Annotated in this window: 16 protein-coding genes; 13 read left to right on the forward strand and 3 right to left on the reverse strand. The window is 70.8% G+C overall.

What is annotated here, in order from left to right; all coding sequences use genetic code 11:
• Nucleotides 1-76 precede the first annotated feature (76 nt).
• Together V6R91_RS27310 and V6R91_RS27315 are read left to right on the forward strand one after the other, a co-directional pair.
• A complete protein-coding gene (locus V6R91_RS27310; RefSeq protein WP_336397840.1) occupies nt 77-1,747 on the forward strand; it encodes a sensor histidine kinase in 1,671 nt (556 codons plus the stop codon).
• Nucleotides 1,744-2,910 carry a hypothetical protein gene (locus tag V6R91_RS27315; RefSeq protein ID WP_336397841.1) on the forward strand — a complete coding sequence of 389 codons (1,167 nt, stop codon included), beginning with the start codon at nt 1,744-1,746 and terminating at the stop codon, nt 2,908-2,910. The genes V6R91_RS27310 and V6R91_RS27315 overlap by 4 nt, the downstream gene beginning before the upstream one ends.
• Nucleotides 2,911-2,930: 20 nt before the next feature.
• Here the strand turns inward: V6R91_RS27315 and V6R91_RS27320 are convergent, their stop codons facing one another.
• A complete protein-coding gene (locus tag V6R91_RS27320) occupies nt 2,931-3,674 on the reverse strand; it encodes a response regulator transcription factor (protein WP_336397842.1) in 744 nt (247 codons plus the stop codon).
• Nucleotides 3,675-4,199: 525 nt separating this feature from the next.
• Between V6R91_RS27320 and coaE the strand changes: the two genes are divergently transcribed.
• The gene (gene coaE, locus V6R91_RS27325; protein WP_336397843.1) at nt 4,200-4,823 is read left to right on the forward strand and encodes a dephospho-CoA kinase; all 624 of its coding nucleotides are present in this window, start codon (nt 4,200-4,202) and stop codon (nt 4,821-4,823) included.
• Here the strand turns inward: coaE and V6R91_RS27330 are convergent.
• Nucleotides 4,820-5,455: a DUF4126 domain-containing protein gene (locus tag V6R91_RS27330; protein ID WP_336397844.1), complete on the reverse strand. Its 636-nt coding sequence runs from the start codon at nt 5,453-5,455 to the stop codon at nt 4,820-4,822. The genes coaE and V6R91_RS27330 overlap by 4 nt on opposite strands.
• A gap of 102 nt (nt 5,456-5,557) precedes the next feature.
• On the opposite strand from V6R91_RS27330, the gene V6R91_RS27335 reads away from it, so the two are divergent.
• Entirely contained in the window at nt 5,558-6,229 is a 672-nt protein-coding gene (locus tag V6R91_RS27335; RefSeq protein WP_336397845.1) for a hypothetical protein, read from the forward strand.
• An 89-nt stretch (nt 6,230-6,318) separates the two neighbouring features.
• The gene (gene uvrB / locus V6R91_RS27340; protein ID WP_336397846.1) at nt 6,319-8,400 is read left to right on the forward strand and encodes an excinuclease ABC subunit UvrB; all 2,082 of its coding nucleotides are present in this window, start codon (nt 6,319-6,321) and stop codon (nt 8,398-8,400) included.
• A gap of 66 nt (nt 8,401-8,466) precedes the next feature.
• On the opposite strand, the gene V6R91_RS27345 is transcribed toward uvrB, so the two are convergent.
• Entirely contained in the window at nt 8,467-8,727 is a 261-nt protein-coding gene (locus V6R91_RS27345) for a hypothetical protein (RefSeq protein ID WP_336397847.1), read from the reverse strand.
• A 38-nt stretch (nt 8,728-8,765) separates the two neighbouring features.
• Between V6R91_RS27345 and V6R91_RS27350 the strand changes: the two genes are divergently transcribed.
• From V6R91_RS27350 to gap, 8 genes are all read left to right on the forward strand, one after another.
• A complete protein-coding gene (locus V6R91_RS27350; protein WP_336397848.1) occupies nt 8,766-9,239 on the forward strand; it encodes a MarR family winged helix-turn-helix transcriptional regulator in 474 nt (157 codons plus the stop codon).
• Nucleotides 9,240-9,454: 215 nt separating this feature from the next.
• Nucleotides 9,455-11,746, forward strand: coding sequence for a 5'-nucleotidase C-terminal domain-containing protein (locus V6R91_RS27355; protein ID WP_336397849.1), 2,292 nt, complete (start codon nt 9,455-9,457; stop codon nt 11,744-11,746).
• A gap of 116 nt (nt 11,747-11,862) precedes the next feature.
• Complete coding sequence (gene uvrA / locus V6R91_RS27360) at nt 11,863-14,826, forward strand: excinuclease ABC subunit UvrA (RefSeq protein ID WP_378880594.1); 2,964 nt, start codon at nt 11,863-11,865, stop codon at nt 14,824-14,826.
• Nucleotides 14,827-14,846: 20 nt separating this feature from the next.
• Entirely contained in the window at nt 14,847-16,829 is a 1,983-nt protein-coding gene (gene uvrC, locus V6R91_RS27365) for an excinuclease ABC subunit UvrC (protein WP_336397850.1), read from the forward strand.
• A 22-nt stretch (nt 16,830-16,851) separates the two neighbouring features.
• Nucleotides 16,852-17,733: an RNase adapter RapZ gene (gene rapZ, locus V6R91_RS27370; RefSeq protein WP_336398054.1), complete on the forward strand. Its 882-nt coding sequence runs from the start codon at nt 16,852-16,854 to the stop codon at nt 17,731-17,733.
• Between the two features lie 73 nt (nt 17,734-17,806).
• Complete coding sequence (gene whiA / locus V6R91_RS27375; protein WP_336397851.1) at nt 17,807-18,784, forward strand: DNA-binding protein WhiA; 978 nt, start codon at nt 17,807-17,809, stop codon at nt 18,782-18,784.
• A 140-nt stretch (nt 18,785-18,924) separates the two neighbouring features.
• A complete protein-coding gene (locus V6R91_RS27380) occupies nt 18,925-19,551 on the forward strand; it encodes a superoxide dismutase (protein ID WP_336397852.1) in 627 nt (208 codons plus the stop codon).
• A gap of 104 nt (nt 19,552-19,655) precedes the next feature.
• Nucleotides 19,656-20,666 carry a type I glyceraldehyde-3-phosphate dehydrogenase gene (gene gap, locus V6R91_RS27385; protein ID WP_336397853.1) on the forward strand — a complete coding sequence of 337 codons (1,011 nt, stop codon included), beginning with the start codon at nt 19,656-19,658 and terminating at the stop codon, nt 20,664-20,666.

The raw sequence follows: 20,666 nt of genomic DNA on the forward strand, positions 1-20,666 counted from the left end.
AACGCCCGCTGTCGCGGGACGGGAATGCCGCGCGCGCCCCGCACACGTGCGGGCGGGCATCCGTTAGCGTCGCGGTATGACCGCCGCGAGACCGCGCGAACCGGGCGTGCTCACCGGCCGCCCGCGCCCGGGAGTGACGGCACCCGAGGCGGCCGACCGCACGCGCGGTCGCACGGCGACGCTCAATCAGCTGCTGCTGGCGGCCGTCGTCTTCGTCCTCGGCGTGTTCGTGGCGATCGGGCCGTTCGCGGGCGACCCGCAGCTGTTCTTCCTCGGCGTTGTGATCGTGGTCGTCGTCGCGGCGGCGACCGTCGTCATCCCGTGGGGCCGGATCAGCTACGGCTGGGTCGCGCTGGTGCCGGCCGTCGACATCCTCGCGATCACACTGATGCAGGTCGCAGCACCCGACACCGCCATCGGCCTCCTGTGGATCTTCCCCACGACCTGGCTCGCCGGCGGCTTCGGGCTGATGGGGCTGTCCGGGGTGATCGTGGCGATCGCGGGCATCGCCAGCGTGCTGGCCGCGCTCAGCGCGACGGAGGTCACGTACCTCACCTTCCTGCTCCCGCTCGTGCTGACCGCGCTGGCGGCGACGAGCCACCTCAACGCGCGGCGCTCGGACGCGCAGCGGATGCTGCTGGCCAAGCAGTCCGAGCTGCTGCGGAGCGTCCTGGCCCGTACCCGCCGACAGGAGCAGGTCGTCACCGAGGTGCTCGACGCCGTCGACTTCGGAGTCGTGCGGCTGCGCCCCGACGGGCGGGTCACGATCACCAACGAGGCGCACGGCAGACTGCAGCTGGGCCTCGAACCGGACGAGGCGTCCGAGGTGCCCGCCTTCCGCGACGACGGCACCTCCCGGATGCCGCACGACGAGCTTCCGCTCGAACGGGCGCGGCGCGGCGAGGCGTTCGACGATCAGGTGGTGTGGTTCGGTGAGGAGCCCGGCCCGCGCCGCGCGCTGAACATCACGGCGCGGCGCATCACCGACCCGGACGGGGGCGACGCGGGCGCCGTGGTCGTGTCGCGCGACGTGACCGCCGAGCTGACCGCCCTCCGTGCCCGGGACGACCTGGTCGCCTCGGTCTCGCACGAGCTGCGCACCCCCCTCACGTCGATCCTCGGCTACCTCGATCTGGCGATCGAGGACCCCGACACCCCCGAGACCGTGCGTGCCGGGCTCGACATCGCCGAGCGCAACGCCGAGCGACTGCTGCGGATCGTCGCCGACATCCTGGCGGCGTCGAGCTCGTCCCCGTCCTCGGTGGAGGCCTCGCTCGTGCCCCAGCTGCTCGACGCGCGCGAGCTCGTGGGCGCCGCCGCAGCCGATGCGGCGCCTCGTGCCGCGGCACGCGCCATCACGATCGACCAGACGGGGCTGGAGCCGGCGGCGGCGTGGGCGGACCCGCTGCGGCTCCGGCAGGTCGTCGACAACCTGGTCTCCAACGCCATCGCGTACAACAAGGACGGCGGCACCGTGTTCGTCGGTACTACCAGTGACGGGACGTCGAGCTGGATCCTGGTGCGCGACACCGGCGTCGGCATCTCGGACGCCGATCGCTCGCGCCTGTTCCAGCGGTACTACAAGGCGGGAGGGGAGCGCCGCGCCGGGACCGGGCTGGGCCTGGCGATCACCCGCGACATCGTGCGGGCCCACGGGGGCGAGCTCGCCCTGCACACCGCTCCCGGCGTGGGCTCGACGTTCATCGTCAAGCTGCCCGCGGTCGCCCCGGAAGGAGACGGATCATGACGCTCGACCTCGCCAGCGTCCACCTCATCACCGCGCTCGTGGTCAATGTCAGCGGCGTGCTGTTTATCATCGAGACGATCCTCCGCCGCGACGAGGGCGCCGGCCGGATCTGGTCGCTCGCCTTCCTCGCCGGCATGCTCACGACGCTCGCCTACACCGTCTGGGTGCTGTCGGAGGGCGCCTGGTGGGCCATCGCCGTCGGGAACGCCTCCTTCGTCGCCGGCACGGGGTGCATGTGGCTCGGATGCCGCCGCTTCAACGGCCGCCGGATGCAGTGGGCGTCGCTCGTGGTCGCGGCCGGGGTGATCGGGGCCGCTGCGGCGGTCGCGGTTGAGGGCGCGCAGGGCGGGGACTGGGCGGGCGCGCTGTGGATGTTCGTGCCGCTGCTGGCCTTCGCCGCGGCCGGCGCGACAGAGTGCTTCCGTGGCGACATGCGGGAGTCGCGCACCGCGTGGGTGCTGGGCGCGGTCCTCGGCTTCCAATCGCTGTACTACGTGTCGCGCACGACGGCATTCGTGACCTCGGGACCCGACAGCGCCCTGTTCCGGACCGCGTTCGGCACCATCAGCACGAGCTTCCTCACCGTCACCCTCACCATCGTCGCGGTCGTCGTGACCTCGGTGCTGCGGGCGAGCCGTGCGCCGATGCGGGGCTACCTCATGCGCGCTCCGTCCGGCGACGCCGAATCGGGCATCGTCGACGGGTCGTCCTTCCCCGCCCTCCTCGAGGTGCTGTGCGACCGGGCGTCGCGGCGCGGAGAGCTCGTGGCCGTGACGTCCGTGCGACTGGACGACCTCGACGAGATCTCCACGGCCTTCGGAAGCGATGTGGCCGGCGCGGTCTCGGAGACGTGGCGTGCAGGGGTCCGGCGGCACGCCCCCACCAACGCGGTCGTCGCCGAGGACGGCCCCACCGGGTTCGTCGTGGCCCTCGCGGTCGCCTCCGGGCCGGAGGCGCGCCGCCAGGCCGGCGCGATCTACCGCGCGCTGTTCGACGACCTCGCGAAGGTCGGCGAAGGCGTGATCCCCGTCGTCGGCGTCGGGGTCGCCCTGAGCGACTCCGCCGGCTACGAGCCCGCCCGCCTCGTCGGCGCGGCGCGCGACGCCGCCAGCCGGGCGGCTGCGAACGTCGAGACCTCGGTGCTGGTCGACGAGGGCGAGTGACCGGCGTGGACGGCGGGTGATCAGGCGGTGAGCCGGTAGCCGACGCCCCGCACCGTCTCGATCCACCGCGGCTGAGACGGCGACTCGCCGAGCTTGCGCCGCAGATTGGCCATGTGCACCTCGATGGCGCGGGCGTCGCTGTCGCTGACGAAGTCATTCGCCACGTATTGGTCGCCGCGCAGCATGATCGCGAGGTCCGCCTTCGCGCGCACGCGCCGGCCGGCGACCAGCAGGTCAGCGAGGATGTCGAACTCGCTGCGCGTCAGCTCGATGTCGTGGCCGTCGACGGTGACGATGTGCGTGTCGGCGTTGAGCCTGAGGCCGCGGTGCTCGAGCCACGAACCGTCGTCGTCGGCGGACGGCGCGGCATCCGCTGACTCGGCCGGCGCGACGTGGCGGGGCCTGCGCAGCATGGCGTCGATCCGCGCGCGCAGCTCGCGGGGCCGGAACGGCTTCGCGACGTAGTCGTCGGCTCCCGCTTCGAGGCCCTGCAGGGCGTCGATCTCCTCCGTGCGCGCGCTCAGCATGACGATGTAGGTCGAGCTGATGGCGCGGATGCGCTTGGCCGTCTCGAAGCCGTCCATGCCGGGCATGTTGACGTCGAGTGTCGTCACCAGCGGTCGGCGCTCGCGCACGAGCTGGACCCCGTCGGCACCGTTGGCCGCGCCGTGAACCTCGAATCCGGCCTGCCCGAGGACGGTGGACAGCAGCGACCGGATGTCTGCCTCGTCTTCGATGACGACGGCGATACGGGATTCCTTCACCGTTGCACCTTCCCCGAACGGTGTCGCGGACGACCGGTCCTGGACGTCCGAAATGATATCCCAGAACACGGTCTGGAATCCGCGGGGCCGATCGTCCATCAGCGGACGCGGCGAGGAAGGAAGCCGGCGGCGGCGAGCGCACGGCGGCTCGTCGCGGCTGGAAGACAGGGCGCGCGGAGGGCGGGAGATGCCCCCATTCCCCGCCCCACGCGCGTCCTCGACGTGCGGGGCCCGGCCGCCTTCGTCCCCACGCGAGCGGCCGGCCCGCACTCCCGGACGATCCCACCGCGCCTGCCATCGAGCTGACGGGCGGCGCGGCGTGTGCGGAGGGGCGGATCGGCGTCGTGCGCAACGTGGTCGCGTCCGGCGCTCATCCTCCGCCCTCCCCAGCTCCGCACCTGCGGATCTGTCCTTCGGGTGCCCCCGACGCTACTCCCGGCCCCTCAACTCCCGCTCAGCGCAGCCTCAAGAAGTCCGCAGGCTTGCCGGCGTCGCGGACGGTGGCGGACGTGGCATCCTCGACTCATGCCGCTCGTCGCCCTCACCGGAGGCATCGCCTCGGGAAAGTCCACGATCGCCCGCCGCCTGGCCGAGCACGGCGCCGTCGTGATCGACGCCGACCAGCTCGTGCGCGAAGTGCAGGCACCCGGCTCGCCGGTGCTCGACGCGATCGCCGACGCCTTCGGCGACGAGATGCTGCGACCCGACGGATCCCTCGACCGCGCGGCGCTGGGCAGCCGTGTCTTCGGCGATGAGGCGGCGATCCGCCGGCTCAACGCCATCGTGCATCCCGCCGTCCGGGCGGAGTCGGCGCGCCGTTTCGCCGAGGCCTTCGCGGCCGACCCTGCCGCGATCGTCGTCTACGACGTGCCGCTCCTGGTGGAGGCCCGCGCGGAGGACCCGTGGGAGCTCGTCGTCGTGGCGCACGCTCCCGCAGACATCCGGGCCGCGCGGCTCGTCGAGCTGCGCGGGCTCAGCGAGGCGGAGGCCGCCGCGCGGATCGCGTCGCAGGCTCCCGACGAGGCGCGCCTTCGCATCGCCGACGTGGTGATCGACACCGCGGGAACCCTCGACGAGACGCTGCGCCAGACCGACGAGCTGTGGAACCGCCTGCCGGAGCACGTCGGCGGACGCACGGGCCGGGGTTAGCCTCGGGAGCTCTCTGTGTCCGGAGGGGGCGGGGGAGCGGCATCCGTCGTCGTACCGAGCCGCCGCCGGCGCCGTGCCCGCAGGGCGAGCGCGACCGCGACGACGAGCGCGATCATGATGACGAGCGCGACGAGGGGCAGCAGGATCGCGAACACCGACAGGCCGAGCGCTGTGGCGTCCTCGGCGGTGCTGACGGCGGGCGCGGCCATGCCCGCCGTGGCCAGGTTGGCCGCCGGACGGACGGCCGTCTTCGCGACGTGGACGGCCAGTGCGATGACGACGCCGACGACGATCGGGATCCAGGCCGTCCCCGCGAACAGGTCCGGGTCGTCCACCCGGACCGTCTCGGCGCTCGAGCCCGCGCCGAACGCGATGCCTCCCGCCACCGGCCGCACCGCGGTCTGGATCACGTCGTTGACGGAGTCGACGGCGGGGATCTTGTCGGCGACGATCTCCACGACGAGGAGCACGCCGACGATCCACAGTGCGGCATCCGACGACAGCCACGCCCAGCCGGCGGGCAGCTCGACGGCCGGAACGAAGCGATCGGCGATCCCCAGCACGAACAGCGGCATCCACGCGTTCAGGCCCGCCGCGGTGGCCAGCCCCGATCCGACGATGAACTCCAGCACGCGTCCACTCTAGATTCCCGCCGCCCGGACCGACCCGCGCACGCGCGCGTACCGCGGCGGGGCCGCGCGGCGTAGCCTGGGAGCGGATCCAGGGGGTGTCACATGGGCGTGTTCTCGAGACTCAGGCGGCGTCGCGACCCGTACCGGTCGGTGACGGAGGAGGAGCGCATCTCGCGCTACGTCTATCTGCTCAACACACTGCCCGCGTCGGTGATCGAGAGCGCGCACGCGTCGGCGTTCAAGGACGTGCCGCCCGAGCGACGCCGTGAGATGTTCGAGCAGCTCCGGCCCTTCCTGTCCGATTCCGAGCGGGACGCCGCCGCCGAGGACCCCACCGTCATCGCGCGGCTCGTCCGCAGGGCCGAGGAGCACCGGGCGCGGCGCGCGCAGGCCGCCGAGACGGATGCCGCGACCCGCGCTGCGCCCGAGACGGCGCGCACGGCGGTCGGCGTCGAGGACGGTGATCCTCGGGACGGGGTCGACGCGCGCGCGATGCTGATGAACGTGGGCGTGATGGCCTTCGTCGCGAATCAGTTCCTGCTGTCGAGCTCGGTGGCCGCGTACTACACGGTCGGCGCGGGATCGCTCCAGATCGGGTCCGAGCCCGGCTGGGTGGGCGAGACCTTCGACCCGGCTTCGGCGGGGCTCGACGGCGGCTTCGGCGGAGGCTTCGACGGCGGCGGATCCGGGGGAGCGGACGGCGGCGGGTTCGCAGGCTTCGACGCCGGCGGCTTCGGCGGAGGCTTCGACGGCGGGGGCGGCTTCGGCGGATAGCCGGTGAGACCGCGGGCCCTCCCCGGGCGAGGCATCCGCTCGCGGCGAACGCCGCCCCGGTGTCGGTGGTGACGCCTACGCTGGATCGAGTGCAGACCACACGATCCGTGCGACCGTTCGAGGTCGTGAGCGAATTCGCCCCGTCGGGCGATCAGCCACAGGCGATCGCCGAGCTGGCGGCGCGCATCAATGCCGGCGAGACGGACGTCGTGCTGCTCGGGGCGACGGGTACCGGCAAGTCCGCCACCACGGCGTGGCTCGTCGAGGCGGTCCAGCGCCCGACGCTCGTGCTCGCCCACAACAAGACGCTGGCGGCGCAGCTCGCGAACGAGTTCCGCGAGCTCATGCCCCACAACGCCGTCGAGTACTTCGTCAGCTACTACGACTACTACCAGCCCGAGGCGTACGTCCCCCAGACCGACACCTTCATCGAGAAGGACTCCTCGATCAACGCCGAGGTCGAGCGCCTGCGGCACTCCACCACCAACTCGCTGCTGAGCCGCCGCGACGTCGTCGTGGTCAGCACCGTCTCGTGCATCTACGGCCTCGGCTCGCCCGAGGAGTACCTGCGCGCGATGGTGGCGCTGCAGGTCGGCGAGCGGTACGACCGCGACGCGCTGATCCGCAAGTTCATCGCGATGCAGTACAACCGCAACGACGTCGACTTCTCGCGCGGCAACTTCCGCGTCCGCGGCGACACGATCGAGATCATCCCGGTCTACGAGGAGTACGCCATCCGCGTCGAGATGTTCGGCGACGAGATCGAGGCCCTCTTCATGCTGCACCCGCTCACCGGCGACGTCGTGCAGCGCCTGGACTCCGTGCCGATCTTCCCCGCGACGCACTACGCGGCCGGCACCGAGACGGTGCAGCGCGCGATCGGCACCATCGAGCACGAGCTCGAGCAGCGTCTGAAAGAGCTCGAGTCGCAGAACAAGCTCCTCGAGGCGCAGCGCCTGCGGATGCGCACGACGTTCGACCTCGAGATGCTCCAGCAGCTCGGCTTCTGCTCGGGCATCGAGAACTACTCCCGCCACCTCGACGGTCGCATGGCGGGGGAGCCGCCCCATACGCTGCTGGACTTCTTCCCCGACGACTTCCTCATGGTGATCGACGAGTCGCACGTGACCGTGCCGCAGATCGGTGCGATGTACGAGGGGGATGCCTCCCGCAAGCGCACGCTCGTCGAGCACGGCTTCCGGCTGCCGAGCGCGATGGACAACCGGCCGCTGCGGTGGGACGAGTTCAAGGAGCGCGTGGGGCAGACGGTCTACCTGTCGGCCACGCCGGGGCGCTACGAGATGGGGATCGCCGACGGCGTGGTGGAGCAGATCATCCGGCCGACGGGCCTGGTCGACCCCGAGATCATCGTCAAGCCGTCCAAGGGCCAGATCGACGATCTGCTCGAAGAGATCCGCCTGCGCGTCGAGCGCGACGAGCGCGTGCTGGTGACGACGCTCACCAAGAAGATGGCCGAGGAGCTCACCGACTTCCTCGGCGAGCACGGCGTGCGCGTGCGCTACCTCCACTCCGACGTCGACACGCTGCGCCGTGTCGAACTGCTCAGCGAGCTGCGGGCCGGCGTGTACGACGTGCTGGTCGGCATCAACCTCCTCCGGGAGGGCCTGGACCTGCCCGAGGTGTCGCTGGTGTCGATCCTCGACGCCGACAAAGAGGGCTTCCTCCGCAGCGGCACGTCCCTCATCCAGACGATCGGCCGTGCGGCCCGGAACGTGTCGGGCCAGGTGCACATGTACGCCGACACCGTCACCGACTCGATGCGCAACGCGATCGAAGAGACCGACCGTCGCCGCGAGAAGCAGGTCGCGTACAACACGGCGCACGGCATCGATCCGCAGCCGCTGCGCAAGCGCATCGCCGACATCACCGAGGTCCTCGCACGGGAGGCCTCCGACACCGATCGGATGCTCCGGGGCAAGGCCGCCGCCAAGACGAAGTCGGGCGTCGGCAAGAGCCCGACCCCGCAGCTGCGCCGGGAGGGGATCGCCGCCGAGGGTGCGGAGCAGCTCGAGGCGACGATCGCCGACCTCAGCCAGCAGATGCTCGCGGCGGCGGGGGAGCTGAAGTTCGAGCTCGCAGCCCGGCTGCGCGACGAGGTGCAGGACCTCAAGAAGGAGCTGCGCGCGATGGAGCGGGCCGGCCACGCCTAGCGCCCGCGCAAGCGGTCGACGCGACGACGTCGATGCCGCGACGGCTGCCGCGGGGCTGTGCGGATGCTACGGGCAGTGCATGAGCGGCTTCGGGCCGGACCGGTCGAAGGTGTGCTGCGTGATCGGCGCACCGCACAGGGGGCACGCCCGCTCCGCACGCTCCGCGGCACTCGGCGGCGGAGCCGTCTCGTACGGTCCCACGGCGGCGGGTCCCGCGAGGCGGATCAGATTCGCGTTGAGGAAGGCGTACCAGCCGCCGGCCTCGCGGACGCGCTCGCGGAGCGGTCGGCGGTCAGGGGCTGCGGCATCCGGTGTCGGCATACTCATTAGTGTACTAACGATTCGTGCGCGATAGACTCATCCGCGTGACGACCGCCCCGCCGACGCCCGACGATCTGCTCAAACTCGACAACCAGCTGTGCTTCGCCTTCGTGACCGCAGCGCGCAACGTCGTCGGGCTCTACCGCCCGATCCTCGAGCCGCTGGGGCTCACGCATCCGCAATACCTGGTCATGCTGGCGCTGTGGGAGCGGTCGCCGCGCTCCCTGCGCGAGCTGGCGGGGGAGCTGGCGCTCGAGCCGGCCACGCTGTCGCCCCTGGTGAAGCGGCTCGAGGCGCAGGGGCTCGTCACCCGCGCGCGTCGCGAAGGGGACGAACGCGTCCTTGACGTCGCGCTCACCGACGACGGAAGGGCGCTCCGCCGCCGCGCGCTGGCGGTGCCGGAGCAGGTCATGGCGCGTACCGGCATGACGGTCGACGACCTGGCGACGCTGCGCGATACGCTCAAGGACTTCGCCGGCGCGGAGCCGAAATGGGGGTCTTCGCTGCGCGACGGCTGACCAATGTGTGAACTCCTGCCGATGACTCTTCCCGAATTCCCAGGAAGTTCTTAGGCTCGACATCGGTGCGAGGGTGTCCCGAGGATTCGCCCGAGCCCGTCCCGTCCTTCACAGAGGAGATCCCGCCCATGCACGTCAGGTCACACCCAGACCGCTCACCCGCCATCCGGCGAGCCGCGACCGCGGCCGCCGCTGCCGCGGCACTCGGAGCGGGCTTGCTCGCCGCGCCCCCCGCCTACGCCGCCGACACCGAGATCCAGATCGTCGCCACCAACGACTTCCACGGCCGGATCCTCGACGAGGGGGCGCAGGCCGGAGCGGCGAAGCTCGCCGGCGCGCTGGACGCGCTGCGCGCCGCCAACCCCAACACGGTCTTCGCCGCGGCGGGCGACCTGATCGGCGCCTCGACGTTCGAGTCGTTCATCCAGAATGACAAGCCGACGATCGACTCGCTGAACGCCGCGGGCCTCGAGGTCTCGGCTGTCGGAAACCACGAGCTCGACCAGGGCTACGACGACCTGGTGAACCGCGTGCTCGCCCCGTACGATCCCGAGACGAACCCGTACGGCGGGGCCGAGTGGGAGTACATCGCGGCGAACCTGAAGATGCGCGCGACGGGTGAGCCGGCGGTGCCCGCCACGTGGATCAAGGAGTTCGGCGACGTCGAGGTCGGCTTCGTGGGCGCGGTGACCGAAGACCTTCCCACGCTCGTCAGCCCTGACGGCATCGCCGACATCCAGGTCGACGGCATCGTGGAGTCGGTCAACGCCGAGGCGGCCGCCCTGGTGGCAGAGGGTGCCGACCTGGTCGTCATGCTCGTGCACGAGGGCGCCCCGTCGACCTCGTGCGAGACGATGGACGACTCTGGACGGTGGGCGGACATCATCAACACCGTCTCGCCGGACGTCGACGCCATCGTGTCGGGCCACACCCACCTCGCGTACAACTGCGCCTTCCCCGTCGCCCAGTGGGCGACCGAGGGCCGGGCCGTGACGGAGCGGCCCGTGGTCTCGGCGGGGCAGTACGGGACGAGCCTGAACCGGCTCATCTTCACGGTGGACGGCGCGACCGGCGAGGTGAAGGCGAAGGCACACGACATCCTGGCCGTCGCCGGCTACCCGGCCGACTCCGAGGTGGCGGCGCTCGTCGCCGACGCCGAGGCCGTCGCCGAGGACCTGGGCTCGGTCCCGATCGGCGAGATCGCCGGTGCGTTCAACCGTGCCCAGCTCTCGACCATCAACCCGACGACGGGTCTGCCGAACGAGAACCGCGGCGGCGAGTCGACGTTGGGCAACCTGGTCGCCGAGGTCCAGCAGACCGCGACGGAGAGCGCGGAGTCCGGGGCGGCCCAGATCGCCTTCATGAACCCGGGCGGACTTCGGGCCGACATGGTCGGGACGCCTGCCGGCGACCCGTACCCGCGAGAGCTCACCTACCGGGAGGCCGCAGAGGTGCAGCCGTTCGCGAACACGCTGGTCAACATGTCGCTCACGGGCGCTCAGATCGAGACGCTCCTCGAGCAGCAGTGGCAGCGTGACAGCCTCAACAGGGTCGGCACGCGTCCGTTCCTGCGGCTGGGCGTCTCGGAGGGCTTCGAGTACACGTACACGCAGCGCATGGTGACGGAGTACCCGCTCGACAACCCGGCGACCGCCGACGTCGACGAGTCGCTCACGCCGTACACGGCGCCGCGCGGGTTCATCACCGGCATGTGGCTGAACGGCCAGCCGATCGACCCGGCCGCGACGTACTCGGTGACCGCGAACGCGTTCCTCGCAGCCGGCGGCGACAACTTCCGCGAGTTCGGCAACGCGACGGGCAAGCGCGACACCGGCAAGATCGACCTCGCCGGGATGGTCGACTACATGGAGGACGCGGCGGCGACCGGCGCGGTGCCGGTGGACTACTCGCAGCGCGCCGTCGAGGTCACCTTCGGCGAAGGCGCCGCCACCGAGTACGCGGGCGGGTCGACCGTTGCCTTCGACGTGAAGTCGTGGTCGATGTCCACCGCCGCCGATCTCACGGACAGCGAGATCGTCGTGACCCTCGGCGACCAGACGCTGGGCACCTTCCCGGTGGCCACCGTGCTGGGAACCGACCCGTACGACAACCTGGGCACCGCGCGCGTGTCGGTCCAGCTTCCCGCCGGCCTGCCGGCCGGTCAGGCGACGCTGGTGCTCTCCGGAGCGACGACGGGCACCGAGGTCCTCGTCCCGCTCACGGTCGTGGAGGGCGTCAAGACGACCGTCTCGGGCAAGCTCACGGGCGGCAAGAAGGGCGAGCCGTACGTCCTGGACGTCACGGTGAAGGCGCGGGGGATGTTCGCCCCGGGATCGGTCACCATCACCGTCCCGGGCCTGGACCCCATCGTCGCGCCGCTCACCGACGGCACCGCGTCGGTGGAGCTGCCCGCGCTGCCTGCCGGCAAGACGGAGATCACCGTCTCCTACCCCGGAAACGGCGTCTTCATCGCAGCGGAGACCACGGTCAAGGCGAACGTGAAGTGACCCGGATGTGATCGACGGCGGATGCCGCGGGGCCCGGGCCCCGCGGCATCCGTCGTCTTCGCCCGCGGCGAACGGCTCACAGGCCCTATGTCGGAGGCCCCGCCTAGACTTGTCTGGTGCCCATCGTCCCTGTCGCCCTGCCCGGAAACATGCCTGGCAACACGCCCGGAACCGCCCTCGGCGGCACCAGCGGAAAGCTCAGCGTCCGCGGTGCCCGAGTGCACAACCTGAAGGACGTCGACCTCGACATCCCGCGGGATTCGCTCGTGGTGTTCACCGGCCTGTCCGGCTCGGGCAAGTCGAGCCTCGCGTTCGACACGATCTTCGCCGAGGGCCAGCGCCGCTACGTCGAGTCGCTCAGCGCGTACGCGCGCCAGTTCCTCGGCCAGGTCGACCGTCCCGACGTCGACTTCATCGAGGGACTGAGCCCCGCCGTCTCGATCGACCAGAAGTCCACGAACCGCAACCCGCGCTCGACGGTGGGCACGATCACCGAGATCCACGACTACATGCGCCTGCTGTGGGCGCGCATCGGCGTGCCGCACTGCCCGGAGTGCGGCGAGGTCATCCAGCGCCAGACCGTGCAGCAGATCGCCGACCAGCTCATGGAGCTGCCCGAGCGCACGCGGTACCAGATCGTCGCGCCCGTCGTCACGCAGAAGAAGGGCGAGTTCGTCGACCTCTTCAAGGAGCTCGGCGCCAAGGGCTACGCCCGCGCCATCGTCGACGGCGAGCTGATCCAGCTGGCCGAGCCGCCGACGCTCAAGAAGAGCTACAAGCACGACATCGCCGTGGTCGTCGACCGCCTCGTGGCGGCGCCCGGCATCCTCGACCGCGTCACCGACTCGGTCGAGACCGCGCTGTCGCTCGCCGGCGGCGTGCTCCAGATCAACTTCGTCGACGAGGAGGGCGATGCCGCATGGCAGTCCTTCTCCGAGAAGCTCGCGTGCCCGAACGGGCACCCGCTGCAGCTGACCGAGATCGAGCCGCGCACCTTCTCGTTCAACGCGCCCTTCGGCGCCTGTCCGGCCTGCTCCGGCCTCGGCACCCGCATGTCGGTCGACGTCGAGCTGATGCTCGGTGATGAGGACCTCTCGATCCGCGAGGGCGTGCTCATCCCGTGGACGACGCAGGGCAAGGGGCTCTTCCAGTACTACGAGCGACTGCTCGAGGGTCTGGCGAACGACCTCGGCTTCTCGCTGGACACCCCGTGGAAGCGCCTCCCGTCGGCGGTGCGCGAGGCCGTGCTGCGCGGCGAGAACTACAAGGTCACGGTGAAGTGGAAGAACCGCTACGGCCGTGAGATGCGGTACTCGTCGGGCTTCGAGGGGGTCGTGCCCTACATCGAACGGCAGTACACCCAGGCAGAGTCCGACACGCAGCGCCAGCGCTGGTCGGAGTACCTGCGCGAGGTGCCGTGCCCGGTCTGCAACGGCGACCGCCTGAAGCCCGAGGTGCTCGCGGTGCTCGTCCACGGGCACTCGATCGCGGATGCCTCGCACCTCAGCCTCGGCGAGGCGCGCGAGTACTTCGCCAAGCTGACCCTGACCGAGCGCGAGGCGACGATCGCCGCGCAGGTGCTTCGCGAGATCCGCGTCCGCCTGGACTTCCTGATCCGCGTGGGGCTGGACTATCTCAGCCTCAGCCGCGCGGCAGGCACCCTGTCCGGCGGTGAGGCGCAGCGGATCCGGCTGGCCACGCAGATCGGCTCGGGCCTGACCGGGGTGCTGTACGTGCTCGACGAGCCGTCGATCGGCCTGCACCAGCGCGACAACCGGCGGCTCATCGAGACGCTCGTCGCGCTGCGCGACCTCGGGAACACGCTCATCGTCGTCGAGCACGACGAGGAGACCATCCACGCCGCCGACTGGGTCGTCGACATCGGGCCCGGTGCCGGCGTCAACGGCGGCGAGGTCGTCCACTCCGGGCCGATCGAAGAGCTGCTCACGGACCCCGACTCGATCACCGGCGACTACCTCGCGGGGCGCCGCGAGATCCCGACGCCGAAGAAGCGCCGCAAGATCGACAAGAGCCGTCAGGTGAGCGTCGTCGGCGCGCGCGAGAACAACCTCAAGAACGTGACGGTGGACTTCCCGCTCGGCGTGCTCACCTCGGTCACCGGGGTGAGCGGGTCGGGCAAGTCGTCGCTCGTCAACGGCATCCTGTACCAGGTGCTCGCGACGCGGCTCAACGGCGCCCGCCGGGTCGCCGGCAAGCACACCCGCGTGACCGGTCTGGACAACCTCGACAAGGTCGTGCACGTCGACCAGGCGCCGATCGGCCGCACGCCCCGATCGAACCCCGCCACCTACACCGGCGTCTTCGACCGGATCCGGACGCTGTTCAGCGAGACGCCCGAGGCGAAGGTGCGCGGCTACCAGCCGGGGCGGTTCAGCTTCAACGTCAAGGGCGGCCGCTGCGAGGCGTGCTCGGGCGACGGCACGATCAAGATCGAGATGAACTTCCTGCCCGACGTGTACGTCGACTGCGAGGTGTGCCACGGCAAGCGGTACAACCGCGACACGCTGGCCGTGCACTACAAGGGCAAGAACATCGCCGAGGTGCTCGAGATGCCGATCGCCGAGGCGGCGGAGTTCTTCGAGCCGATCCAGGCGATCCACCGGTACCTCAAGACGCTCGTCGACGTCGGGCTCGGCTACGTGCGGCTCGGGCAGTCGGCCACGACGCTCTCGGGCGGCGAGGCGCAGCGCGTCAAGCTCGCCACGGAGCTCCAGCGGCGCACGAACGGCCGGTCGATCTACGTGCTCGACGAGCCGACGACGGGTCTGCACTTCGAAGACGTGCGCAAGCTCCTCGAGGTGCTGAACGGCCTCGTCGAGAAGGGCAACACGGTCATCGTCATCGAGCACAACCTGGACGTCATCAAGTCGTCCGACTGGGTGATCGACCTCGGGCCCGAGGGCGGCGCCGGCGGCGGTCAGGTCATCGCCACCGGCACGCCGGAGCAGGTCGCGCGTGCCGAGGGCAGCCACACCGGCGCCTTCCTCGCGGAGGTGCTCGGCGTCCGTGCGCCGGCAGGCCCGGTCGCCGAGCTCGTCGGGGCCCGCAAGGCCGGCTGAGCCCGGCGAGGCCTGACACCATGGCGCGATCCGCTCCCACGGTCCCGTACAAGCCGAAGCCCGGCGAGATCCCGACCAATCCCGGGGTCTACCGCTTCCGCGACCGCGACGGCCGCGTGCTGTACGTCGGCAAGGCGAAGAACCTGCGTGCCCGCCTGTCGAACTACTTCGCGCCGCTGCACACGCTGCACGAGCGCACGCGGCGCATGGTGACGACCGCGGCCTCCGTGGAGTGGACGGTCGTCGCGACCGACGTCGACTCGCTGCAGCTGGAGTACCAGTGGATCAAGGAGTTCGATCCGCCCTTCAACGTACGGTACCGCGACGACAAGTCGTATCCGTTCATGGCGATCACCCTCGCCGACGAGGCGCCGCGCGTGATCGTCACCCGCAACCGCCGCATCGCCGGGGCGAAGTACTTCGGGCCCTACCCGAAGGTGTGGGCGGTCCACGACACCATCGACCTGATGATCAGGGTGTTCCCGATCCGCACCTGCAGCGACTCGTCGTACAAGAAGGCGATGTCGACCGGACGCCCCTGCTTCCCCGGCCAGATCGGGCGGTGCGGAGGCCCCTGCTCGATGAAGGTCACGATCGAGGAGCACCGCGCGATCGTCGAGGACTTCATCGCGTTCATGTCCGGCGGCGATCAGCGGTTCACCAAGGAGCTGACGGCCCGCATGCGCGAGGCGTCCGCCGCGATGGACTACGAGGCGGCCGCCGTCTACCGAGACCGGCTGCAGGCCATCGACGCCGTGCTGAACAAGAGCGCGCTCGTGCTCGCCGCCGACACCGACGCCGACCTGTTCGGCATCGCCGAGGACGAGCTGGCCGCCACCGTGCAGCACTTCGTCGTCCGCGGTGGCCGCGTGCGGGGCGTCCGGGCGACCACGATCGAGAAGGAGATCGACATCTCGGGCGGGGACCTCGTCGACCAGGTGCTGCAGCGCACGTACGGCAACGCCGCCGGCGCCGACATCCCGCGCCAGGTGCTCGTGCCCGCGATGCCCGAGGACGCCGCGGACCTGGAGGAATGGCTCCGCGGCCGCCGGGGCAAGGCCGTGACCATCCAGGTGGCCCAGCGAGGCCGCAAGGCCGATCTGATGCGCACCGCCAGCCTCAACGCGCAGCAGGCGCTGATGCTGCACAAGACCCGTCGCACCAGCGACTACGTCGCCCGCACGCAGGCGCTCACCGATCTCCAGGAGGCGCTGGACCTCGCCGAGGCGCCCCTGCGCATCGAGTGCTTCGACGTGTCGCACCTCAGCGGCACCAACGTCGTCGCGTCGATGGTGGTCTTCGAGGACGGACTGCCGAGGAAGGACCAGTACCGCTCCTTCGGCGTCGGCGAGACGACGGACGACACCGATTCGCTCTACCAGGTGCTCACCCGCCGGCTCGCCTACCTCGACCGCCCGGACGAGCAGGACGAGACGACGGATGCCGCATCCCGCGCCATCCCGGACGGCGAAGAGCCGGTCGTCACCACGCGCAAGCGTCCCCGCTTCGCCTATCGGCCGCAGCTCCTCGTCGTGGACGGCGGCAGACCGCAGGTCGAGGCGGCCGCCCGCGCCCTCCGCGACGCCGGCCACGAGGAGATCGCGCTGTGCGGGATCGCGAAGCGCCTGGAGGAGGTGTGGCTGCCGGGGGAGGACTTCCCGGTGATCCTGCCGCGCACCTCCGAGGCCCTCTACCTCCTGCAGCGCCTCCGCGACGAGGCGCACCGGTTCGCCATCACGCATCAGCGCAGGCGGCGGCGGCGCGACATCCAGAGCGTGCTCGCCGAGGTGCCGGGCCTCGGCGAGGCCCGGATCAAGGCGCTGCTGCGGCATTTCGGCTCGGTGACGGCCCTGAAGAATGCGACGGCGGACGAGATCACCGAGCTTCCGGGAGTCGGGCCGAAGCTCGCCGCGGCGATCCATGCGCACCTCGCGCAGTCGCCGGCCCTGCCGGACGGCCAGGAGGCACCCGCGCGCGAGCATGCCGCCGCCACCAGTGACTAGGCTGGTGAGGACGGGGGTGGTCATGGTCGAGGCGACGCGTCACGACGTCGGAGAAGTGCTGATCGTCACGGGCATGTCGGGCGCCGGTCGGTCGACCGCGGCGAACGCGCTCGAGGATCTCGACTGGTACGTCGTCGACAACCTCCCCCCGCAGATGCTCAAGCCGCTGCTGGAGCTCACCGAGCTCGCCGGGGGAGTGCTGCCCCGCGTGGCGGTCGTGGTCGACGTGCGCGGCCGGGACCTGTTCTTCGATCTGCCCGACGCGATGCGGGCGCTCCGCGAGCGCCGGCAGATCCGCCTGATGTTCCTCGACGCGTCCGACGAGGTGCTGGTGCGTCGGTTCGAGGCTGTGCGCCGCCCGCACCCGCTGCAGGCGGACGGGACGCTGCTGGACGGCATCCGTCGCGAGCGCGCCCGGCTGGCAGCCGTCCGCGAGAGCGCCGACGTGATCATCGACACGTCCTCGTTCAACATCCACCAGCTCGCCACGAAGGTCGCCGATCTCTTCACCGAAGAGGGCGCCGCGCGCCACACCGTGACGCTGCAGAGCTTCGGCTTCAAGTACGGGCTGCCGGCCGACGCGGACATCGTCGCCGACATGCGGTTCCTGCCGAACCCGTTCTGGGACGAGCGGCTGCGGCCCTTCACCGGCGAGGACGCCGAGGTGCGCGAGTACGTGCTGGCGCAAGAGGGCGCGAAGGAGTTCCTCGACGCCTACAGCGCGGCGCTGCGGCCCGTCCTGGAGGGGTACCAGCGAGAGAACAAGAGCCACTCCGTGATCGCCGTCGGGTGCACGGGCGGCAAGCACCGCTCGGTCGTGATGGTGCGCGAGCTCGCCGGTCGCCTGGCCGCCGTGCCGGGCGTGGCCGTGCGAATGACCGACCGAGACCTCGGTCGCGAGTGATGCCCGCCGACCCGGCCTACCCGGCCGGGTAGGCTTGACGGTCGTTCCCGGAAGACCCTTGAGAAGGAGAGTCGTGTCGCTGACCGCTGACGTGAAGGCCGAGCTGATCACCGTGCGAGACCCGCGCCCCACCGCGCGGGTGGCCGAGCTCACGTCGCTGCTGCGGTTCTCGGGAGGCCTGCACTCGATCGCGAACCGCGTGGCGGTCGAGGCGGAGCTGGACTCCGACATCCTCGCGCGCCGCACCGCGCGCGATCTCGTCGAGCTCTACGGCGTGCGCCCCGAGCTCGTGCACGTGCAGGGCTCCGGGGCCCGCAGCGGCAGCCACTACGCCGTGCGCGTCATCGAGGGCGGCGAGACGCTCGCCCGTCAGACCGGACTGCTCGACCAGCGCCGCCGCCCCGTCCGCGGCCTGCCCAACAAGCTCACGACCGGCTCCCGCGGCGACCTCGCCGCCATCTGGCGGGGCGCGTTCCTCGCCGCCGGCAGCCTCAGCGACCCCGGCCGCTCGGCGGCGCTGGAGATCACCTGCCCGTCGTCGGAGGCAGCCATGGCGCTCGTCGGCGCCGCCCACCGCCTCGGCATCGCGGGGAAGGCCCGCGAGGTGCGCGGCATCCCCCGGGTGGTCGTGCGCGAGGGCGAGGCCATCCGCGCCGCCCTGGCAGCCATGGGCGCCGTCCGCGCGGCGGCCGAATGGGATCAGATGCGCCAGCGCCGCGAGGTGCGGGCGGGGGTCAACCGCCTCGTGAACTTCGACGACGCCAATCTGCGGCGTTCCGCCCAGGCCGCGGTCGCCGCGTGCGCGCGCGTGGAGCGCGCGCTGGAGATCCTCGGCGACGAGGTGCCCGAGCACCTCCGCCAGGCAGGCGACCTGCGTCTGGCCCACCGGGATGCGAGCCTCGACGAGCTCGGCCACCACGCCGACCCGCCCCTGACGAAGGATGCCGTGGCCGGTCGCATCCGCCGGCTGCTGGCCATGGCCGACAAGAAGGCCGAGGCCGAGGGCCTCCCCGGCACGGAGTCCGCCGTTCCCGCAGGCATGGAGGACTGATCCGCCGCCGGCGAGGCATCCGTCTTCCACACGTCATGGAGGGAAGCAACCCCGGCGCGCGCGCGTTGCCGCTCAGTAGGATGAGTCCGTCACCCTCGCTGCGCCGGGGAATCGGCGCGCGCCGACAGGAAGAAGAGAACATGGCGAAGTACACCTTGCCCGACCTCCCCTACGACTACGCGGCGCTCGAGCCGCACATCAGCGGCAAGATCATGGAGCTGCACCACAGCAAGCACCACCAGGCGTACGTCACCGGTGCCAACACCGCGCTCGAGCAGCTCGCGGAGGCCCGCGAAACCGGCAGCCTGGCGAACGTGAACAAGCTCGAGAAGGACCTCGCGTTCAACCTCGGCGGCCACGTGAACCACTCCATCTTCTGGACCAACCTCTCTCCGGAGGGCGGCGGCGAGCCCGAGGGCGAGCTGCGCGCTGCCATCGACGAGTTCTTCGGCGGCTTCGACAAGTTCCAGGCGCACTTCACCGCCGCTGCGACCGGCATCCAGGGCTCGGGCTGGGCCGTGCTCAGCTGGGACCCGATCGGCGAGCAGCTGATCATCCAGCAGCTCTTCGACCAGCAGAGCAACACCGCGCAGGGCACCGTGCCGATCTTCCAGCTCGACATGTGGGAGCACGCGTTCTACCTCGACTACCTCAACGTCAAGGCCGACTACGTCAAGGCGGTCTGGAACATCGCGAACTGGCAGAACGTCGCGCAGCGCCTCGACGCCGCCCGTCAGAAGACCTCTGGCCTGCTGGTACTGTCCTAGTAGGCGCGGCCGTCCCGGCGGGATGATGCCCGCCGGGACGCCGTTGTCCTCGTTCGAATCGCAACAACCGCGCACTCGCGCACGACACACTCAGGAGAAACTCCGTGGCTGTCAAGATCGGCATCAACGGCTTCGGCCGAATCGGACGCAATTACCTCCGCGCGGCCCTCGCGCAGGGCGCGGACCTCGACATCGTGGCGGTGAACGACCTCACCGACAACAAGACCCTGGCCCACCTGCTCAAGTACGACTCGGTGGGCGGCGTGCTCGACGCCGACGTCTCGTACGACGCGGACTCGATCACCGTCGGCGACAAGAAGATCAAGGTCTTCGAAGAGCGCGACCCCGCCAACCTGCCCTGGGGCGAGCTGGGCGTCGACATCGTCATCGAGTCCACCGGCCGCTTCACCAAGGCCGACGACGCCAAGAAGCATGTCGCGGGCGGCGCGAAGAAGGTCCTCATCTCGGCACCCGCGACCGGTGACGACGTGACCGTCGTGATGGGCGTCAACGAGGGCGACTACGACCCCGCGAACCACGTCATCATCTCCAACGCGTCGTGCACGACGAACTGCCTCGCGCCCCTGGCGAAGGTCTTCAACGACGCCTTCGGCATCGAGCGCGGCTTCATGATGACGGCGCACGCCTACACCGCCGACCAGAACCTGCAGGACGGCCCGCACAGCGACCTCCGCCGTGCGCGCGGCGCCGCGATCAACATCGTGCCCGCCTCGACGGGTGCCGCCAAGGCCATCGGCCACGTGCTCCCCGAGCTGAACGGCAAGCTCAGCGGCTCGTCGTACCGCGTGCCGGTGCCCACCGGCTCGATCGTCGACCTCACGATCGTCACCCCGGCCGAGGGCCTCACGGTCGACCAGGTCAACGCCGCCTACCAGGCCGCCGCGGCCGACGGTCGCCTCGCGGGCTACCTCCAGTACACCGAGGACCCGATCGTCTCCAGCGACATCCAGGGCAACCCGCACTCGTCGATCTTCGACGCGGAGCTGACCAACGTCAGCGGCAACCTGGTCAAGGTCTCGGCCTGGTACGACAACGAGTGGGGCTACTCCAACCGTCTCGTCGACCTCACCGAGTACGTGGCCGAGCGCCTCTAA

This window comes from Microbacterium sp. CCNWLW41, assembly GCF_037083505.1.

Coding starts and splice junctions, on each gene's coding strand:
- rapZ (WP_336398054.1), top strand. CDS start 16,852: ATGGTCGAGGCGACGCGTCACGACGTCGGAGAAGTGCTGATCGTCACG.
- V6R91_RS27335 (WP_336397845.1), top strand. CDS start 5,558: ATGGGCGTGTTCTCGAGACTCAGGCGGCGTCGCGACCCGTACCGGTCG.
- uvrC (WP_336397850.1), top strand. CDS start 14,847: ATGGCGCGATCCGCTCCCACGGTCCCGTACAAGCCGAAGCCCGGCGAG.
- coaE (WP_336397843.1), top strand. CDS start 4,200: ATGCCGCTCGTCGCCCTCACCGGAGGCATCGCCTCGGGAAAGTCCACG.
- V6R91_RS27315 (WP_336397841.1), top strand. CDS start 1,744: ATGACGCTCGACCTCGCCAGCGTCCACCTCATCACCGCGCTCGTGGTC.
- V6R91_RS27310 (WP_336397840.1), top strand. CDS start 77: ATGACCGCCGCGAGACCGCGCGAACCGGGCGTGCTCACCGGCCGCCCG.
- V6R91_RS27380 (WP_336397852.1), top strand. CDS start 18,925: ATGGCGAAGTACACCTTGCCCGACCTCCCCTACGACTACGCGGCGCTC.
- V6R91_RS27345 (WP_336397847.1), bottom strand. CDS start 8,727: ATGAGTATGCCGACACCGGATGCCGCAGCCCCTGACCGCCGACCGCTC.